The sequence below is a fragment of the [Clostridium] symbiosum genome, assembly GCA_036419695.1.
GTDB classification, from domain to species: domain Bacteria; phylum Bacillota; class Clostridia; order Lachnospirales; family Lachnospiraceae; genus Otoolea; species Otoolea symbiosa_A.
This window is the reverse complement of sequence record CP143946.1, coordinates 4,168,985-4,188,487: the sequence shown is the minus strand read 5'-3', so window position 1 is coordinate 4,188,487 and position 19,503 is coordinate 4,168,985. Positions and strand designations below refer to the sequence as shown.

Genomic DNA, 19,503 nt, shown 5'->3' with positions numbered 1-19,503 from the left:
TTGAAAACGTAGCAAAGAAGGGAAGGAGACGGGAGGAATGAAAAAAAGTACGGAGAATTCTGAGAAAGGGGGCAGGAAACGGAAAGATGAATAGTTCGATGATGTTTGTACAGGCGTTGATTGACGGATTACTGATTGGAGGCGTCTATGCGGTCGTAGCGATTGGACTGAGCCTGGCGTTCGGCGTAATGAGAATTGTAAACTGGGCCCATGGGGAACTGTTGATGCTCAGCATTTATTTTTCTTATTTTATATTTTCATGGTCCGGCATGGATCCCTATCTGATTATGTTCCTGAATGCGGTTGTGATGGCCGCGGTGGGATACATCCTGCAGCGCTTTATTATCTCCAATATGCTGGCAAGGGAGAAGGAAGTGGAGCCGGTCAGCGTACTTCTGTTTACCGCGGGGCTGGGCGTATTTCTTTCCAATCTGGCCCTTGTCATCTTTAAGGGAAACCCGAAGACCGCCACCACGGTTTACACGGGCCAGTCGCTGCATTTGGGGGAACTGTATGTTTCGGTGCCGAAACTGATATCATTTGCCATAGCAATGGTGTGTACCCTGGCTTTGTATTTCTTTCTTCAGAAGTCGGAGACAGGCCGGGCGATCCGGGCGGCGTCGCAGAACAGGAATGTGGTCACGCTGATGGGGGTGAATATCAAACGGCTCTATAATATCGCGTTTTCCATCAGCGTCGGCATGGTCGGAATCGCGGGAGCGTTACTGCTTCCCTACAGCTCCGTGCAGCCCACGTCGGGTTCCACTTACAGCTTTAAATCCTTCGTTATTATTGTGCTGGGAGGACAAGGCAGCGTGATCGGCGCGCTCTTAAGCGGCCTGCTGGTCGGAATCATTGAAAAGACAGGAACCCTGTATTTCTCGGACACAACGGCGCAGATTGCGGTATTTGCCGTATTTGTAATCGTGCTGCTGTTCCGGCCAAACGGATTATTCGGGAAAAAACAGAGTGTATAAACATCGGTACCGGCAGAAGGCAGGTGAACAATTATGAACAAGAAAAATGCGGAGCTTACAGCCGCGGTATTGGGGCTTTGCGCGCTGGTTCCCGTATTTGTGGACCGGTCCCTGGTGCTCCAGTACATAATCAATATGATGATATTCGGATATCTGGCGCTCTCCTGGAACATTATCGGAGGGTATGCGGGACAGCTTGCGCTGGGAAACGGCGTTTATCTGGGAATCGGCGCCTATGTGGCGGCCGTGCTTTATACCTACGAGGGGATATCTCCCTGGCTCGGCATGCTGGCGGCCGGAGTGATTGCGGCGCTGCTGGCCTTTGTCGTAGGCAGGATTACATTTAAACTGGAGGGCTCCTATTTTGCCCTTGCGACGGTCGCCATGCTGCATATTATCAGAATTACCTTTATATCCAATGAGTACATTCTGGGATACAGGACGAAAGGGGCGCTCAGCTTTAACATCAAGTGGAAGGGCGGGCTTGCCAATATGCAGTTTGACGGAAAGAGCGGGTATTACTGGCTGTTTCTGGGCCTGCTGGTGGCTGGCATCGCGGTCTCGGCATGGATTAAAAGCAGCAAAATGGGGTATTACCTTCAGGCCATCTGTACCAATCCGGAGGCGTCCAGCTCCCTTGGCATTAATGTTTTGGGGATGAAGCTGGCGGCTAACTGTATTTCGGCTTTTATGACGGCGGTCGGAGGTTCCATGTATGCTTTCTACTTAAGCGTCATCGATCCGTCCAGCATGCTGGGGTACGATATGTCAATTAAAATATTGCTTTTTGCAATAATCGGCGGGCGGGAAACGCTGCTGGGCCCCGTTTTTGCAGCATTTATCATGGCGCCTCTGGGAAATATCCTGCGCGGGATCGTGGGGGCGTCGGTGGCCGGACTGGCGGAAGTGATTTACGGCCTTGTGCTGATGGCGGCAATCTATTTCATGCCGCGCGGAGCCTGGCCTTCGATTATGAAGTTTTACCAGAATAAAACCGATGGGGGGAGCAGGAAATGACAACGGAAACGAATGCTCTTCTTAAAGTGGAAGAGGTAACGAAGAAATTCGGCGGGCTCACTGCGGTGAACCAGGTCTCCCTTCATGTAAACCAGGGAGAGACGGTAGGGCTTATCGGAGCAAACGGGGCGGGGAAGACGACGCTGTTTAACCTGATTGCGGGAGCCTACCATGTGACGGGCGGGAAGATTTTATTCGAGGGACGTGAAGTCCAGAATATGCCGTCCCATAAACTTGCCAGAATCGGCATTGCGAGAACCTACCAGATTGTAAAACCGTTCAGTAACCTGACCATGCTGGAAAATACGATGGTTGGCGCCCTGCAGAAGCACTCCCGGGTGGAGGAGGCAAGGCAAAAGGCGGAGGAGATTCTGGAACTGGTGGAGATGGGCGACCGCAAAAATGTGAGGGGAGAAAACTTAAACCTGCCGGAGCTGAAACGGATGGAGGTTGCCAGGGCGCTGGCGACGGAACCGAAGATTCTCCTGTTAGATGAGGTAATGGCCGGTTTAAACCCGGCGGACAGCCAGAGGGTGATCAATCTGGTGCGGAAAATCAACAGGGAATCCGGGCTTACGATTGTCATCATCGAGCATGTAATGAAGGCGGTAATGACACTGTCCGACAGAGTCTATGTGCTGAACCAGGGCTGTCTGATTGCGGAAGGCACCCCTGAGGAAGTGACGACTCATCCGGAGGTAATCAAGTCCTATTTAGGAGAAAAGCGATATGCTAAAAATTGACGGTATTTATGTTAATTATGGAAATTTTGAGGCGCTGCACGGGATATCCCTGAAGGTGGAGGAAGGGAAAATTGTCGCCCTTGTAGGCGGGAACGGAGCCGGGAAGACGACGACCATCAATTCCATCTCGGGCCTGACCACACTGCGGGGAGGGGATATCCTGTTTGACGGAAAAAGCATTAAGGATGCCCCGGCCCACGAACGGGTCAAAATGGGAATTATCCAGGTGCCGGAAGGGCGGAAACTCTTTCCCTACATGAGCGTGTATGAAAACCTGATGATGGGCTCCTACCTGCCGCAGAACCGGGCGGAGAGGAAAGAGAACCTGGAAATGTGTTTTGACATTTTCCCGAAGATGGCGGAGCGCAAAAACCAGCTGGCGGGGACCATGTCGGGCGGCGAGCAGCAGATGTGTGCAATCTGCCGGGCGCTGATGTCAAAACCCAGGCTGCTGATGCTGGACGAACCGTCCCTGGGCCTGGCGCCCGTCATCGTGGATACCGTGCTGGACAGTATTGTCCGGATCAACAAGGCGGGAGTAACGGTGCTTCTGGTGGAGCAGAATGTCCTTGCGACGCTGGATATAGCCGACTACGCCTATGCGATTGAAACAGGGCAGAATGCCCTTGAGGGAACGGGGAAAGAACTGCTGGAAGATGAACAGATCCGGAGTACCTATCTGGGAATCTGATAACAAAAGGCAGCAGTTCAGCCATGATGGATTCAGCGAGGCGTTTTCATGCGTATTTCGTGGAAATCCCGGGTTGCGCGGCGCGAAACGGTGTTTTTTACCGTTTCTGTACATCATTTGCTGCAGTCTGGCTGGACTGTACCAATATAAGGGAGGTGTTATAGATGTGTGATACGATTAGTGTGAGCGGCAGCTTGTGCAGAGGAGGAAAACCCATCTTTGGAAAGGCGAGTGACCGGGCGGTGAATGAGCCGCAGCCATTCATCTTTGTACCGGCCGCCGGCCACGTAGCCGGAGAAACGGTGAAATGCACATATATTGAGGTGGAGCAGGTAAGCCATACAAATGCGATGATTCTGGCAAAGCCGTCGTGGATCTGGGGAGCCGAGATCGGCGTAAATGAGCATGGCGTCTGCATGGGAAACGAGTCCGTATTTTCCAAAGAGATGAACGTCAAAGAAAAAGCTCTTCTGGGAATGGACATCGTCCGTTTGACGCTGGAGAGGGCGCATACGGCGGAATCTGCGGTCCGCATATTAGGTGAGCTCATGGAGCGGTACGGCCAAGGCGGTAACGCCAGCTTTGACACGGTGTTCCATTATGACAATGCCTATTTGATTATGGATGAGAAGGAAACATGGCATGTGGAGACGGCTGGAAAACATTACTGGGCGGCAAAACGCGTTTCCGGAGCATACAGCATTTCCAACTATTTGTCCATCTGTACGCCGGATCTGATTCATAGCGGGGTGATTGAAAATGCCGTGGAGAAGGGATATCCGATTGATGAACCGTTTGATTTTGCAAAGGCGTATGTGGACTGGTCAAGCCCGATTAACCGAAGCGGGATGCTCCGCAGGTGCTGCAGCTTCCAGATGGCAAATAAACATGGAAACCATTTTCAGGTGGAGCACATGATGGAGACGCTGCGGGCGCATTATTCCGAGGATGCCTGGACCGACGGGGACGGCTGTGTCTGCATGCATGCGAAAAATCCGGTCCAGCCGGAGGATGTGACATGCCAGACATGTTGCGCCATGATTGCGGAATGCTGCGGGCGCGATACCGTCATGTGGGGGACGGGAATGGGAGTGACCTGTATCGCCCCATTCCAGCCGTTCTGGTTCGACGCATTCAGTAAAAAGCAGGTGTTCCCCTATGAGGACATGGAGAAAGGCGTGGACGAATGGATCCGGAGGGAAGGCATAAACAGGGCAATTCTGGACGGAAGGATTCCGGCGGAGGAGTACCGGGAGGAGCTGTATGGGATGGAAAAGAAGTGGCTTGCCCGTGTGAACGGCGTAAAAGCGGACCAGGCGTCCAGACAGGCTCTGTGTGACGAGATAGCGGACGAGGCGGAATCATTTATCGGAAAATGGCTTGAACGCGCCGAAAAGACCGCACCGGCGCCTATGGGGACGGAGGAGTTCCAGGCGTACTGGAAAAAGAAGAATGCGGAGCTGGGGAAGGATCAACGAATCGCAAGGTAAAAATGAAAATATAAGGAGGAAGACAGATGAAAAAAATGAAAAAAGTATTGGCGGTTGTATTGACCGCAGCAATGGTATTGGGACTTGCCGCCTGCGGCAAATCCGGCGGAAGCGGCACGGGGAGCGCTGCGGAGGAGAAGGGCGGCGCCGTGACGGAAGCGGAGAAGGAAACGGAAGCGGAAAAAGCAGCCGGCGAAACGGAAGCGGATTCTCAGGATACGATAAAGATTGGCGTCATCCTGTCATTTACCGGTTCCGCGGCCTATGAGAGTGAAATGCTGAAACAGGGCTACGATTTTGCGGCAGAATACTGGAACAGCAACGGCGGAGTGAAAGCTCTGGGCGGTAAAAAACTGGAAATGATTTATGCTGACCATGCCGATGATGTGGAGACCGGCGTGACGGAGTTGGAACGCCTTCTGGACGAGGGCTGCTCCATCATCTCCGGCGACTATTCCAGCGGCTCTGTTACCCTGGCCATGCAGCCAATCTGCGAGCGCAGGAAAGTACCGTTCGTAGTGAGCCAGCAGTCGGCGCTGGAAGTTTATACGGAGGGAAACGAGTGGGTGTTCAATCCGACGAACGACGCATCGACCAATGCACAGGGGCTGGTCGGCGTTATCAAAATGATTGCCGAGATGTACGGGGATGAAGTCCACGGCGTGGGATTTATCGCAGAGAATTCCGAGTGGGGACAGTCTCAGATGGCAAGTTTTGTCAAATACTTTGAGGAAGCCGGAATCCAGATTGCCTACAAGGAATTCTATGAGCTGGGTACAACGGATTTCACGACACAGGTAACAAAAATGAAGGCGGCCGACGTACAGTACCTGATTCCGGTTGTTTCAGGACTGGAAGAGGGCGTGTCACTGTACCGCACCGTAAAAGAATATGAGCTGGATGCAGGCTTCTTCTGCTGTGGCGGCGTCATCGTAACCGATGAATTCAAGGAGGCCGTGGGGGAGAGTGCAAACGGCATTTTCTCCACCGATACGTGGAATCCGGGATTCCTGGAGAAAAAGGGAGAAAAATCCCTGGCGGTCCATCAGTTATACGTGGATGAACACGGCTACAACATGAACGAGAATGCCGGTTGTGCCTGGAACTCCGTAGCAGTCATGATGGCAGCCCTGGAAGCGGCCGGAAGCACCGATGGTTCTGAGATTCAGAAAGCGCTTAAGGAGATGGATTTGAAACCGGATTCTCCTTATATGATTATGACACAGTTTGATGGAATGAAATTCGGATATCCGGACAACAACGGAAACTACGGACATAATATCTATGGCCTGTCTACGGTTTCCCAGTTAATAGACGGCACATGGCGGATGGTATGGCCGAATGAAATGCTTAAGAATAACCCGATTATCTGGCCGGTAGAGTAAAGAAAAGGAGAAATCCAGACGTGAAACTGTTATTTGCATCCGACTCTTTTAAGGGAACACTTTCCAGTGAAAAGACGATCTGCCTGCTGACGGAAGCGGCGAAAGAAGTGTTTGGAGAATGTGAATGCATGGGACTTCCCGTCGCAGACGGAGGCGAAGGGACAACGGATGCCCTGATCCATGTCATGAAGGGGGAAAAGATACATCTTACGGTGCACGGCCCTCTGATGGAGCCGGTACGGGCCTGCTACGGCAGGCTGGATGAAAAAAGGGCAGTCATTGAGATGGCTGCCGCGTCCGGCCTGCCCATGGTGCCGGAGGCGCTGAGGGATCCGAGAAATACGACGACTTACGGAACGGGGGAACTCCTGAAGGATGCGATAGAGCGCGGATTTACGGATATATCCATCGCCATAGGGGGTTCTGCTACCAATGACGGCGGGATGGGCTGTATGCGGGCTCTCGGCGCACGTTTTCTGGATCGGGACGGGAAGGAGCTGGAAGGACGGGGATCCGATTTAATCCGGGTCGCCCATATCGACTGCTCCGGAATGTCTCCGGGAATACGCGATACAAAGTTTACGGTCATGTGCGATGTAAATAACCTTCTCTGCGGAAAAGACGGAGCCACCTATACGTTTGGAAAACAGAAGGGGGGAACGCCCGGCATGCTGGATGAACTGGAACGTGGAATGATAAATTACCGCGACGTGATTATCCGGGAATTCCATGTCAACCCGGATGAGATTCCGGGAGCCGGGGCCGCGGGAGGACTGGGAACAGCGCTCATGGTATTTCTCGGGGGTACCTTGAAATCGGGAATTGAGACCGTGCTGGATCTGATAAAGTTTGACGACCGGCTGTCCGGAGTATCGCTGGTGGTAACAGGGGAGGGCAGGGCGGACTGGCAGTCCTGTTTTGGAAAAGTGATGCAGGGGATAGGAGGCAGATGCCGCAGACACGGCATACCGGCGGTTGCCCTGGTGGGCGGCATGGGCGACGGGGCAGAGCAGATCTATGGCTGTGGGATATCCTCAATGATGACGACCGTGAACGCTGTAATGGAACTGGAGGAGGCCTTAAGGAGGGCGGAAGAGCTGTATTATTCAGGCGCGGTCAGAATGTTTCGGATTTTAAAGGTAGGCATGGGACTGAACGGCTGAGAAGGGAGTAAATATGGACAAACAGATATCGCTGCCCTATGGAAATGGACAGATCACGGTAAAAATCCCGGCAGGGGAACTGAGGTCCGTGATAGAATCGGGCCTGTCCGATTTTCCGCCGGAGAAACCGGAGGCGGAGATTGTAAGGTCTGCCCTGCGCCACCCCCATGATTCCCCGGAACTGGAGGACTTGGCACGGGGAGCCGAAACGGTGGTAATCATTACATCGGATCACACACGCCCGATGCCCAGCAGAATTACAATGCCGCTTCTGCTTCAGGCAGTCCGCCGCGGCAGCCCGGACGCCCGGATTACAATCCTCATCGCGACCGGGTGCCACAGGGCTATGACCCGAGGGGAGATAAAGGAGCGTTTTGGAGAGAAAATCGCAGAGAGGGAAACCATCCTGGTACATGACTGTGACAAGGGTCCGTTCACCTATGTGGGCACCAGTCCTGGCGGAAACCGGATTGAACTGAACCGTCTTGCCTGTGACGCCGATCTGCTGATTGCGGAGGGATTTATCGAACCTCACTTCTTCGCCGGTTTTTCCGGCGGCCGTAAGAGCATTCTGCCGGGAATCGCATCGCGCAGCTCCATCATGTACAACCACTGCGCGTCCAATATTGAAAATCCTCATTCCGTTATGGGAAGTCTTGACTGTAATCCCATTCATCAGGACATGATGTTTGCGGCAGGGGCGTCCAACCTCCGCTTTATCCTGAATGTAGTAATTAATTCTAAAAAAGAGGTGATAGGCGCCGTGGCCGGTGACGTCACATCGGCACACGGGGCGGGCGTAGAGATATTGTCAAATCTGTGCTGCAGCCGGGCGGAACCATCCGATATCGTCATAACAACCAATGGAGGTTTCCCGCTCGACCAGAATATTTACCAGTGCGTAAAAGGAATGACGGCCGCCTCCTCCGTCTGCAGGGAGGGAGGCGTGATCATCATAGCGGCCCGCTGTAACGATGGCCATGGCGGCAGCGCCTTTTTCAACACCTTCGCAGAAGAGCCGGATACAGGAAAAATACTGAAGGAAATTCTTGCGAGAAGAGCGGACGAGACCATCCCGGACCAGTGGCAGTCCCAGATTTTCTGCCGGATCTTACTTAAAAACAGGGTGATTCTGGTAAGTGACGCCCCCAGGGAAATGGTGGAGGCCCTGCATCTGATATACGCTCCGTCCATGGAGGAGGCCCTGCGGACGGCAAAGGGGATTTTGGGTGTGGAACATCCTTCTGTGACGGTGATGCCGGATGGGGTGGCAGTGATTCCTCGGGTTTAATTGAGAGGTGAGGACGCCTCTGTAAGGCGGCGGACGGGGGAGTGGGAGGGGGTTTATGAGTCTTCAGTCCCGGTTGGTAGGTTGTGGTGAGGGGGAATCCAGGAGAAAAGATTCCTACGGGGACCCGCTCCCGCTTGTGGAGCGCACAGTGGATGCTAAGCTCGTGAGGGACCTCGCTAAGCATCGGCGGGCTCCAATGTCCCCTTCGGAATTTTTTCTCCTTCCTTCCCCGGGCAGGTTGTCGACGGGACTGAAGGCTCAGCGAAGTGTATTGACCCGTCCGCCGGCTTCAGGGGCTGATTGTCTCTTTCGTCAAGTGCGGGAGGAGGTATTGTCGCGTCCACTATGTAGTCGTGTAGTGGCAGCGACAATACCTTCCCCCTTTGAAGGAATAAGAACAATTCAGCGGCCGCAGGCCGGGGTACGGGATGGCGAAAACCTTCGCGTCTTCAGTCCCGGGCCATAACCTTCCCGTGGGGAATCCGGGAGAAAAAGATTCCGCAGGGAACCTGGGAGTTCATCGGCACTTACCGAGGTCTTTCACGAGGTTAGTACCGTTATGTACTCCAAAGAGCGCGAGCGTTTCCCGCAGGAACTTTATCTGCCCGGATTCCCCACCCGCGACAACCTTCATCCCGGGACTGGAGACTCATCCCCTCCCTCTCACCATCCCGCCCCCCAGCCGTCCCAGCGGCGTTCTCATTTCTCAATACAAATCCTTAAATATTACTTGACAAAAATTGTCAACATTGGTATAGTAGAGACAGATAAGAAAGGGAGGCGCAGAACTTGCTGATAACGAGAGAGACCGACTATGCACTGCGTATACTCCGCGCCCTTTTAAGCGGTGAAAGCCATACCGTGGGAGAACTTGCCGAGAGAGAGAGCCTGCCTCAGAAGTTTGCATACAAGATTCTCAAGAAACTCGAGAAAGCGGGATTTGTGCAGATTACGAGGGGAGCGAGCGGAGGCTGCCGGCTGGATTGTGACCTTAATACGATGACACTCTATGACCTGATTGACGCGGTGGAGACGAATGCCCGTCTGACTTCCTGTATGGAACCGGGATATGAGTGTGAGTGGCGCGATAAGTATGGGGCGCCGTGCAGGATTCATATGCAGCTTGCCAAGGTACAGCATGCCATAGACCAGGAATTCCGTTCGAGAAGTCTTTACTGGATTTTACAGGGGGATGAGGAAAGCGGAGAAGTGTAATAAAAGCACAATTGAAAGATTCATACATGACAAAACAGTACCGCCGCTGACGGAAAATCAGAAGGCGGAATTCTTTAAAGAGAAAAGTGGATAAAAATTGTCAAGTATAAAAACAAGTTTCCATCATACAATATTAGAGATCTTGATACAGTTTGGCCCTGAGGCCGGGCTGCTGCGGGATTTTCAACAGGCGGTCCCGTTGAGTGCCAATGAAAGGTTCGCGAAGCGTGCTTTTCGTTGTTTGAAAAAGCGGCGCAGAGTTGCCTGAAATGTTACTGTTCACAGGTAACATCCTGCAAGGCGTGTTACTGTACACGGATTGAACCGTAACTTTGAACCAGATATTACCTGCCCAAGATAAGGCGGTAACAGATAGATGATGCATGATTAAAACCAAAAAGGAGAAGGAGGAAATCATATGCTGTTTACAACGACACAGGAACATGAGGAGATTCGCAGGAAAATCCGGGAATTCGCGGAGGCTGAGATTAAGCCGCAGGCGTTTCTTCTCGATCAGAACAATGAATTTCCGGCGGAAGCCGTAGAGAAACTTGGGAAGATGGGCCTGATGGGTATTCCATATCCAAAAGAGTACGGCGGAGCCGGTAAAGATGTCTTAAGCTATGCGATTGCAGTAGAGGAGCTCGCAAGAGTGGACGGCGGTGCAGGCGTTATACTTTCCGCACACGTATCATTGGGATCCTGGCCGATTTTTGCATTCGGTACGGAAGAGCAGAAACAAAAATATCTGGTTCCCCTGGCTAAGGGAGAGAAGATTGGAGCTTTTGGCCTGACGGAGCCGAACGCCGGTTCAGATGCGGGCGGAACAGAGACGACGGCAGTTTTAAAAGGTGACTATTACCTGTTAAACGGCGGCAAGATCTTTATCACGAATGCGCCGAAGGCAGATACATATGTGGTGTTTGCAGTGACGACACCCGATATCGGAACAAGAGGCATTTCCGCTTTTATCGTAGAAAAGGGCTGGGAAGGGTTTGAGTTTGGAGATCATTATGACAAGATGGGTATCCGTTCCTCCTCAACGGCAGAACTGATTTTTAACGATGTAAAAGTTCCGAAGGAAAATCTTCTCGGCAAAGAGGGAGAGGGATTCAAGATCGCGATGGCGACACTGGACGGCGGACGTATCGGAATTGCAGCCCAGGCGCTCGGCATTGCCCAGGGAGCTTATGAGAATGCACTGGAATACTCAAAAGAGAGAATCCAGTTCGGCAAACCTATCTGCCAGCAGCAGATCGTATCCTTTAAACTGGCCGATATGGCTACAAAGCTGCGCTGCGCAAGATTTTTGATTTACAGCGCTGCGGAACTGAAAGAACAGCATGCGCCATACGGTATGGAATCGGCAATGGCAAAACAGTATGCCTCCGATATCGCCCTTGAGGTTACAAACGACGCACTCCAGATCTTCGGCGGCAGCGGTTATCTGAAGGGAATGGAAGTGGAACGCGCTTACCGCGATGCGAAAATCACTACAATTTATGAGGGAACCAACGAAATTCAGAGAGTGGTTATCGCCTCCCATATCATCGGCAAGATGCCGAAGGAATCCGGCGGCGGAGGGGCCAAGCTGGTAAAAAAGGCAGCTCCGATTACCGGACTCAGAAAGAAACAGATCCTGAAAGAGGGAAAGGCGCAGGAGAAGGTAGACACCCTTGTGGCAGCCCTGAAAAAAGACGGCTTTGATTTTACAGTAGGAATCCCGTTAGACACACCGATTCCTCTGGCAGAGAGAGTTGTATCCGCAGGAAAGGGAATCGGCGACAAGAAGAACATGAAGCTGATTGAAGCGCTGGCTGTCCAGGCAGGAGCCGCAATTGGTTCCTCACGTCCGGTGGCGGAGACGCTTAAATATGTGCCGCTCAACCGGTATGTTGGAATGTCGGGCCAGAAATTCACAGGAAATCTTTACATTGCCTGCGGTATCTCGGGTGCAACACAGCACTTAAAGGGAATTAAGGATGCATCCATTATTGTGGCAATCAATAAGAATGCAAACGCGCCAATCTTTAAAAACTGCGACTATGGAATTGTCGGGGATGTGATGGAAATTCTTCCGCTTCTGACGGCGGCGCTTGACAACGGAAAGGCTAAAGAACCGGCTCCGCCAATGATCAAGATGAAACGTCCTCAGATGCCGAAAGAAAAACCGATCGGCAAGACATATGTCTGCGGAGGCTGCGGTTATGAATATAATCCATCGGAAGGCGATCCTGACAATGATATTGCTCCGGGAACACTGTTTGAGAAACTTCCGGAAGACTGGGTCTGCCCGGAATGTGCAGAAGGAAAAGATATGTTTATCGAGGCGTAAAACTCGGGAATTTTGGTAAGAGATGCACGAAAACACCTCGCAAAGCAGTGCCCCGTCTTACCGGGCACATCACCTGTGAACAGTAACGAAAGGAGAGTCACTTTATGTATTGTGTAAGAAATGTAACGGAAGATTTATATTGGGTTGGAGCCAATGACCACCGTCTGGCCCTGTTTGAAAATATACATCCCATCCCAAGGGGAGTTTCCTATAATGCGTACCTGCTGCTCGATGAGAAGAGCGTTTTATTTGATACGGTTGACTGGTCGGCATGCCGCCAGCTTCTGGAAAATATGGATCACCTGCTGGGTGGAAAACCTCTTGATTACCTTGTAATCAACCATATGGAGCCCGACCACGGCGCATCCATCGAAGAGATTCTGTTGCGCAATCCGGACGTAAAGATTGTCAGCACGGAGAAGGCGTTCATGCTGATGCGTCAGTTCGGCTTTGATGTTGACAGCCATGAGCTGATTGAAGTCCATGAAGGTGATACAATGACCTTTGGTAAGCACACGGTAACCTTTGTCTTTGCCCCGATGGTACACTGGCCTGAGGCTATGGTAACCTTTGATATTACCAACGGCGTCCTGTTTGCAGCCGACGCATTCGGTTCCTTCGGCGCCCTGGATGGAAAGCTTTTCAACGACGAAGTGAATTTCGACAGAGACTGGATTGACGACGCACGCCGCTATTTCACCAATATTGTTGGAAAATACGGCCCTCACGTGCAGGCGCTTTTAAAGAAAGCCGGAACCATCGACATTAAGATGATTTGTCCGCTTCACGGCCCGGTATGGCGTTCTGATTTAGGATACTTTATCGACAAATACGATCACTGGAGCCGCTATGAACCGGAAGAAAAAGGCGTTCTGATTGCCTATGCCTCCATGTACGGCAATACGGAAGCGGCGGCACAGGCGCTGGCTACAAAACTCTGTGAAAAAGGAATGACCAATGTACATGTGTACGACGTATCCAACACACACGTTTCACAGCTCATCTCGGAAACATTCCGCCTGAGCCATGTGGTATTGGCATCCGTTACCTACAATCTGGGAATCTATCCGGTTATGCACAATTTCCTGATGGATATGAAGGCGCTGAACCTCCAGAACAGAACGATTGCCATCATTGAGAACGGCTCATGGGCCTGCAAATCCGGTGATTTGATGCAGAAGTTTGTAGATGAAGAACTTAAAAACATGACGGTTTTAAACGAAAGACTTTCTCTGGCCTCCGCTCTTCATGCCGATAAGGCGACGGAGCTGGATGCGCTGGCAGACGGTATTATTGAATCAATGAATAAAGCAGAATAATGAAATTTCAGTCCCTGGAGAGCGGGTGACGACCGGGAAAACGGTCGTACGCAAGGTCTCCGGGGGCTGATTTTTACGTCATGCCGGAAATACGGCGGCTGGAGGGGCATAGCGGTAGTAAATGGGATTTCCTTCACTGAGCCTGAGGATGGAGCTGTCCCGCCTTCGAGGGGAAAGATAGTGGAAAAAAAGAAAATTTTATTTTTTTTCAGACACCCTCTTTTATTTTTCCTCGTTTTGCATTAATATAGTAATTAGGGAAAATATAAAATTAAAGGAGAGAAGGATATGATATCAAATCAGATACTCCAGACAAATATTGAGGGTTTGAAGGGTATTACCAGAGTGGATTTAAGCATTTGCGATACTGAAGGCAAAGTGCTTGCGTCCACATTTACCGGTGCTGAGGAGTATGAAAGCGCGATTTTGACTTTCGTAGACTCTCCGGCGGACAGTCAGGTAATTCAGGGCTATCAATTTTTTAAGGTGTTTGATGAACACCAACTGGAATATATTCTGCTGGCCAGAGGCGGCAGTGACGACGTTTACATGGTGGGCAAGATGGCGGCGTTCCAGATACAGAACCTGCTGGTTGCTTACAAGGAAAGATTCGACAAGGATAACTTTATCAAGAACCTGCTTCTTGATAACCTGCTGTTAGTGGATATCTACAACAGGGCGAAGAAACTTCACATCGAGACCAATGTCAAGAGAATCGTTTTCATCATCGAGACACAGCACGAGAAGGATGTCAACGCCCTTGAGACGGTGAGAAGCCTCTTCTCCACAAAGACGAAGGATTTTATCACGGCGGTGGATGAGAAGGACATTATCCTGGTCAAGGAAGTGAAACCGGGCGAGACTTACGACGACCTGGAGAAGACAGCCAGTATGATCGTGGATATGCTGAATACGGAGGCCCTCACAAGAGTTAATGTGGCCTTTGGTACGATTATCAACGAGATCAAAGATGTTTCACGCTCCTACAAGGAGGCCAAGATGGCTCTGGACGTAGGAAAGATTTTCTACAGCACAAAGAATGTCGTGGCTTACAGCAAGCTGGGAATCGGCCGGTTAATCTATCAGCTTCCGCTTCCTCTGTGCCGCATGTTCATCAAGGAGATTTTCGACGGCAAGTCACCCGATGACTTTGACGAAGAGACCCTGACCACGATCAACAAATTCTTTGAAAACAGCTTAAACGTATCGGAGACGTCCAGACAGCTCTATATCCACAGGAACACACTGGTATACCGTCTCGATAAACTTCAGAAGAGTACGGGACTGGATCTGAGAGTATTCGAAGATGCCATTACCTTTAAGATTGCACTCATGGTAGTCAAGTACATGAAATACATGGAGAATCTTGATTATTAAAGAAAATTAGTAACAGTTCAGGACGGCGGGAAAAATAGTGCAAAGGCAGGCGTTAAGCTTGCTTATAAGACTGTTTTTGCACTATTTTTCACATCGGATGAATAATCGATGCTTCTTGACCGGCTTTTTCGGTCAGGAAGATGAGCCGTCCTGAACAATTACAAAAATTTAAAAGAGGGAAAAAGGGGAATGCTGTGGTATGGGTTACGTGCCTGTGCCGCAGCAATTCTGTAATTGAGGGATACGAGAAAGATGATAGAGATAACAAATCTCAACAAAACATACAAAGCGGGGAACAGGGCTTTAAAAAACATCAATATCACGATCCAGGACGGCGAATTTGTTTTCATTATGGGACGGAGCGGTTCCGGCAAATCCACCCTGATGAAGCTGCTCTTAAAAGAGGTGGAGCCGACTTCGGGGAAAATTGTGGTGAACGACATGGATCTGGGGAAGATGCCCAGAAGATATGTTCCCAAATACAGAAGGCGTCTGGGAGTGGTTTTCCAGGATTTCCGCCTGCTGAAAGATAAGACCGTGTATGAGAATGTGGCGTTTGCCCAGCGGGTGATTGGAGTGCCGACGAGGACCATCAAAGAGTCGGTCCCCGAGATGCTGAGACTGGTAGGCCTTTCATCAAAATACAAATCATTTCCCAACCAGCTTTCAGGCGGTGAACAGCAGAGGGTGGCGATAGCCAGGGCATTAATTAATTCCCCCGAGGTTCTGCTGGCTGACGAGCCGACCGGTAATCTGGATGCCCAGAACTCCATGGAAATTATGAAGCTTCTGGAAGAGATCAACTGCAGGGGGACGACGGTGGTTGTTGTCACCCACAGCCAGGAGATTGTGAACAGAATGGGGAAACGTGTAATCACGCTGGACCGAGGAGTCGTGGCGGAAGATGAAATAAAAGGCGGTATAGGATATGAGGCTTAGTACATTTGCATATTGCCTGAAAGAAGGTATGAGGAATATATGCAGGAATATATGGTTTTCGCTGGCTTCTACGGCGATTATTTCTGCGTGTATTTTTTTATTCTGCATGTTTTTTGCCCTGGTGGCGAATGTGCAGTACATGGTGAAAAATGCGGAAACCACGGTGGGAATCTCGGTGTTTTTCGATGAGAATATGACGGAGGCCGACATTCTTGCGATAGGAAAAGAGATCGGCGCAAGGAGCGAGGTAAAGGAGACAATATACATCTCCGCAGAGGAGGCCTGGGAGACATTCCAGAAGGAATACTTTAAGGATGTGGAAGAACTGGCGGAAGGTTTTGCGGACGACAATCCCCTGGCCGGTTCGGCTTCTTACGAGATTTACCTGAAAGATATCGCGGATCAGGATAAGATGGTTTCGTATCTGGATACCATACCGGGGATTAGGAAGGTTAATTATTCCAACGATACGGCTTCGGGTCTTTCCAATTTCAACAAGATGCTGGGCCTTATCTCGGGCGTAATCATCGCGATCCTTCTGGCGGTGGCGGTTTTCCTGATCAGCAACACGATCTCCACGGCTGCGGCCTTCAGAAAAGACGAGAATAAAATCATGCGTCTGATCGGAGCCACCAACTTTATGATACGCGCCCCCTTTGTCGTGGAAGGTATCATCATCGGCTTTGCCGGTGCGGCGATTCCGCTGTTCAGCGTCTATTTCCTGTACAGGAATGCAGTGGAATATATGATTGAGAAGTTTAACATCATTTCCAACATCATTGAGTTTATCCCGATCGAAACGATTTTCCCGTATATGATCGCAGTGGCAGTGGCGCTCGGCGTGGGAATCGGATTCGTCGGAAGTTTCTTCACCATACGGAAACACCTGAAGGTATAAGAAGAAAGATGGATAAGGAGTAACAGTCCGGCTGCCCCGCTGTTTGCACGGAGACCGGACTGTATGCATAAGGAGCAAAAGATGAGGTATAATGCAGCAGTAAAGAGAACGGTTATTGCCGTTCTTCTGGCATCCCTGGCTGTAGCTCCCGTCTATGGAGCATCCAAGAAAGACGTGGACAGCGCCAAGGGAAAGATAACCTCCATCGAGGAGGAGAAAAAGAAGACGGAACAGGCCATAAAGGAACTGGAATCTCTCAAGGCAAATACAGAAAGCTATGTGAGAAAGCTGGACTCCCAGCTAGAAACTCTGAATGCGGAGATAAGCAGGCTGGAAACAAACATCAGCGATAAAGGAAAAACCATTGAAGAGACCACGGTAAAGCTTGAAGAGGCCGGAGAAGTGGAGAAGAAGCAGTACGAGGCCATGAAAAAAAGGATCAAGTACATGTATGAGAAGGGTGACAGCAGTTACCTGGATCTTCTTCTGCAGTCCAAGTCCATGTCGGAGCTTTTAAACAGGGCCGAGTACATCTCAAAGATTTCAGAGTATGACCGGAAGATGCTTGATCAGTACATCGGAATTAAGGACGGCATCGCGGAGGATAAGGCGCAGCTTGAAAGAGAAAAGCAGGAACTGGTCGCGCTTCAGGAGCAGACGACAAGCAAGAAAAATTCCGTGGAAACGCTTGTAAATGAGAAATCGGCCGAACTTAAGAAGGTGGATTCACAGATTGGCACCAAGACGGCCCAGGTGGAAGCTTATGAAAAAGACATAAAGGCTCAGGAAGACAAGATCAAGCAGATAGAGGCGGAGATTAAGAGACAGGAAGAGGAAGCCAGGAAAAAAGCCGAGGCGGCGGGACAGAAGTATAATACAGTAAGTATTGGGAATATTAAGTTTATATGGCCATGTCCTTCCAGCAGCAGGATTACATCGGGCTTCGGAGGAAGGGAATCACCGACGGCGGGAGCCTCTTCCAACCATCAGGGAATCGACATCGGCGCACCGACGGGAAACAATATTATCGCGGCGGCCGACGGAACCGTGACAATTTCTACATACAGCTATTCTGCCGGGAACTATATTATGCTGAATCATGGCGGCGGGGTGTCTACCGTTTACATGCATTGTTCCCAGCTGCTGGTATCGGCCGGTGACACGGTAAAGCAGGGCCAGGTCATTGCCAAGGTTGGCTCCACCGGCTATTCTACCGGATCGCACCTGCATTTCGGCGTCCGGCTGAATGGAAGCTATGTAAATCCGACAAAGTATGTAAGCCCATAAATTAGGAGGCATTAGAGATGGATAATAGAAGTAAATTCTGGAGAGGCGTCATGGTCGGCGTCCTTGTGACGGCATTTGCCTGCCTTGTGACGGTGGGAACATCGGCCGGTATTTATATGTTCGGCCGGCGTGTAATCGACAATCAGGTGCAGGTCCAGGCGGAGCAGGGCAATTCCGGCGCCGAGGCCAATGCGGCCGGCCAGGCAGGCAGCGAAAAGATTGATATGGAACGCGTCAACCGTAAGATTGGCGAGCTTCAGTCGCTCATTGACAAGAAATATCTATTTGAAGACAAGATAGAGGTGGGGAAAGAGGAATCCGGTATCTACAGTGGTTTTCTTTACGGACTGAACGATCCCTACGCGGTTTACTACACACCCGAGGAGCTGGCCAGCTTTATGGATGAGACGAACGGTTCCTACTGCGGGATCGGAGCAATGGTTTCCCAAAACCAGAAGACGGGAATCTCGACGATCATCCGCGTGTTTGAAGACAGCCCTGCCGAGAAGGCGGGTATCCGTCCTGGCGATGTGATATTTGCCGTGGGTGATACGGAAGTGACGGGCATGGATCTCACCATTATGGTCAACAACTACATCAAGGGTGAGGAAGGCACGGATGTAAGGCTCACTGTTTACCGGGAAGAGGAAAATGAATACGTGGATCTCACCGTAACGAGAAAGCCGGTGGACGTTCAGACGGTCAGCGGCAAGATGTTATCCGACGAAATCGGCTATATCTCCGTGATCGAGTTTGACAAGGTTACGGACGCCCAGTTTAAGGGCAAGATCGAGGAACTGACCTCCCAGGGAATGAAGAAGATGATTGTGGATCTGAGAAATAACCCCGGCGGTGAATTAAATACCGTGGTTTCCATGGCCGACTATATCCTGGAAGACAAGGGACGCATTCTGACTGTAGCTGACAAAAACGGCGCGGAGGAAGTCTATAATGCCCAGGACGGACACAGTCTGGATATTCCGATCGCAGTCCTTGTAAACGGCAATTCCGCCAGCGCCTCCGAGGTGTTTACCGGCGCGCTTAAGGATTATGAGGCGGCTACCATCGTCGGAACCCAGACCTTCGGCAAGGGAATCGTACAGACCCTGTTCCCCCTCTCCGACGGAAGTGCGGTAAAGCTGACGACCAACCACTACTATACGCCGAGCGGACTCGATATCCACGGCAAGGGAATTACGCCCGATGTGGAAGTGGAGCTGGACGAAGAAGCGGCAAAAATGCCGGTTCTCCCCGAAGAGATGGATAACCAGCTTCAGGAAGCAATCAGCATATTAGAAGGAAAATAGACAGAACCGGGTTACTGTTCACCGGCAGTATTCCGCGAGGTGTTTTTTGTGAGTGGAGCAGAGCGAAAG

At 51.0% G+C, this 19,503-nt stretch carries 16 protein-coding genes; all 16 read left to right on the top strand.

Going from position 1 to position 19,503, the window contains the following annotated elements:
• Positions 1 to 86: 86 nt before the first annotated feature.
• The 16 genes from V3C10_18870 (at position 87) to V3C10_18795 (ending at position 19,434) form a co-directional block, all read left to right on the top strand.
• Positions 87 to 977 carry a branched-chain amino acid ABC transporter permease gene (locus V3C10_18870; protein WVP61347.1) on the top strand — a complete coding sequence of 297 codons (891 nt, stop codon included), beginning with the start codon at positions 87 to 89 and terminating at the stop codon, positions 975 to 977.
• A 33-nt stretch (positions 978 to 1,010) separates the two neighbouring features.
• Positions 1,011 to 1,994: a branched-chain amino acid ABC transporter permease gene (locus tag V3C10_18865; protein WVP61346.1), complete on the top strand. Its 984-nt coding sequence runs from the start codon at positions 1,011 to 1,013 to the stop codon at positions 1,992 to 1,994.
• Positions 1,991 to 2,737 carry an ABC transporter ATP-binding protein gene (locus tag V3C10_18860; protein WVP61345.1) on the top strand — a complete coding sequence of 249 codons (747 nt, stop codon included), beginning with the start codon at positions 1,991 to 1,993 and terminating at the stop codon, positions 2,735 to 2,737. Before V3C10_18865 ends, V3C10_18860 begins: the two co-directional genes overlap by 4 nt.
• Positions 2,724 to 3,428, top strand: a complete 705-nt coding sequence (locus tag V3C10_18855; GenBank protein WVP61344.1) for an ABC transporter ATP-binding protein — start codon at positions 2,724 to 2,726, stop codon at positions 3,426 to 3,428. Before V3C10_18860 ends, V3C10_18855 begins: the two co-directional genes overlap by 14 nt.
• Before the next feature lie 164 nt (positions 3,429 to 3,592).
• A complete protein-coding gene (locus tag V3C10_18850; GenBank protein ID WVP61343.1) occupies positions 3,593 to 4,918 on the top strand; it encodes a C69 family dipeptidase in 1,326 nt (441 codons plus the stop codon).
• 26 nt (positions 4,919 to 4,944) lie between these two features.
• Positions 4,945 to 6,303, top strand: a complete 1,359-nt coding sequence (locus tag V3C10_18845; GenBank protein WVP61342.1) for an ABC transporter substrate-binding protein — start codon at positions 4,945 to 4,947, stop codon at positions 6,301 to 6,303.
• 20 nt (positions 6,304 to 6,323) lie between these two features.
• Positions 6,324 to 7,466, top strand: coding sequence for a glycerate kinase (locus V3C10_18840; GenBank protein ID WVP61341.1), 1,143 nt, complete (start codon positions 6,324 to 6,326; stop codon positions 7,464 to 7,466).
• 13 nt (positions 7,467 to 7,479) lie between these two features.
• A complete protein-coding gene (larA, locus tag V3C10_18835; GenBank protein ID WVP61340.1) occupies positions 7,480 to 8,757 on the top strand; it encodes a nickel-dependent lactate racemase in 1,278 nt (425 codons plus the stop codon).
• Between the two features lie 789 nt (positions 8,758 to 9,546).
• Entirely contained in the window at positions 9,547 to 9,972 is a 426-nt protein-coding gene (locus V3C10_18830; GenBank protein WVP61339.1) for an Rrf2 family transcriptional regulator, read from the top strand.
• 418 nt (positions 9,973 to 10,390) lie between these two features.
• Complete coding sequence (locus V3C10_18825; GenBank protein ID WVP61338.1) at positions 10,391 to 12,307, top strand: acyl-CoA dehydrogenase family protein; 1,917 nt, start codon at positions 10,391 to 10,393, stop codon at positions 12,305 to 12,307.
• A 104-nt stretch (positions 12,308 to 12,411) separates the two neighbouring features.
• Positions 12,412 to 13,626: an FprA family A-type flavoprotein gene (locus V3C10_18820; GenBank protein WVP61337.1), complete on the top strand. Its 1,215-nt coding sequence runs from the start codon at positions 12,412 to 12,414 to the stop codon at positions 13,624 to 13,626.
• 288 nt (positions 13,627 to 13,914) lie between these two features.
• Positions 13,915 to 15,003, top strand: a complete 1,089-nt coding sequence (locus V3C10_18815) for a helix-turn-helix domain-containing protein (protein WVP61336.1) — start codon at positions 13,915 to 13,917, stop codon at positions 15,001 to 15,003.
• Between the two features lie 252 nt (positions 15,004 to 15,255).
• On the top strand, positions 15,256 to 15,942 hold the full coding sequence (ftsE, locus tag V3C10_18810) for a cell division ATP-binding protein FtsE (protein ID WVP61335.1): 687 nt from the start codon (positions 15,256 to 15,258) through the stop codon (positions 15,940 to 15,942).
• Positions 15,932 to 16,840, top strand: a complete 909-nt coding sequence (gene ftsX / locus V3C10_18805) for a permease-like cell division protein FtsX (GenBank protein ID WVP61334.1) — start codon at positions 15,932 to 15,934, stop codon at positions 16,838 to 16,840. Before ftsE ends, ftsX begins: the two co-directional genes overlap by 11 nt.
• 81 nt (positions 16,841 to 16,921) lie before the next feature.
• A complete protein-coding gene (locus V3C10_18800; protein ID WVP61333.1) occupies positions 16,922 to 18,127 on the top strand; it encodes a peptidoglycan DD-metalloendopeptidase family protein in 1,206 nt (401 codons plus the stop codon).
• A gap of 17 nt (positions 18,128 to 18,144) precedes the next feature.
• Positions 18,145 to 19,434 carry a S41 family peptidase gene (locus V3C10_18795; GenBank protein ID WVP61332.1) on the top strand — a complete coding sequence of 430 codons (1,290 nt, stop codon included), beginning with the start codon at positions 18,145 to 18,147 and terminating at the stop codon, positions 19,432 to 19,434.
• Positions 19,435 to 19,503 lie beyond the last annotated feature (69 nt).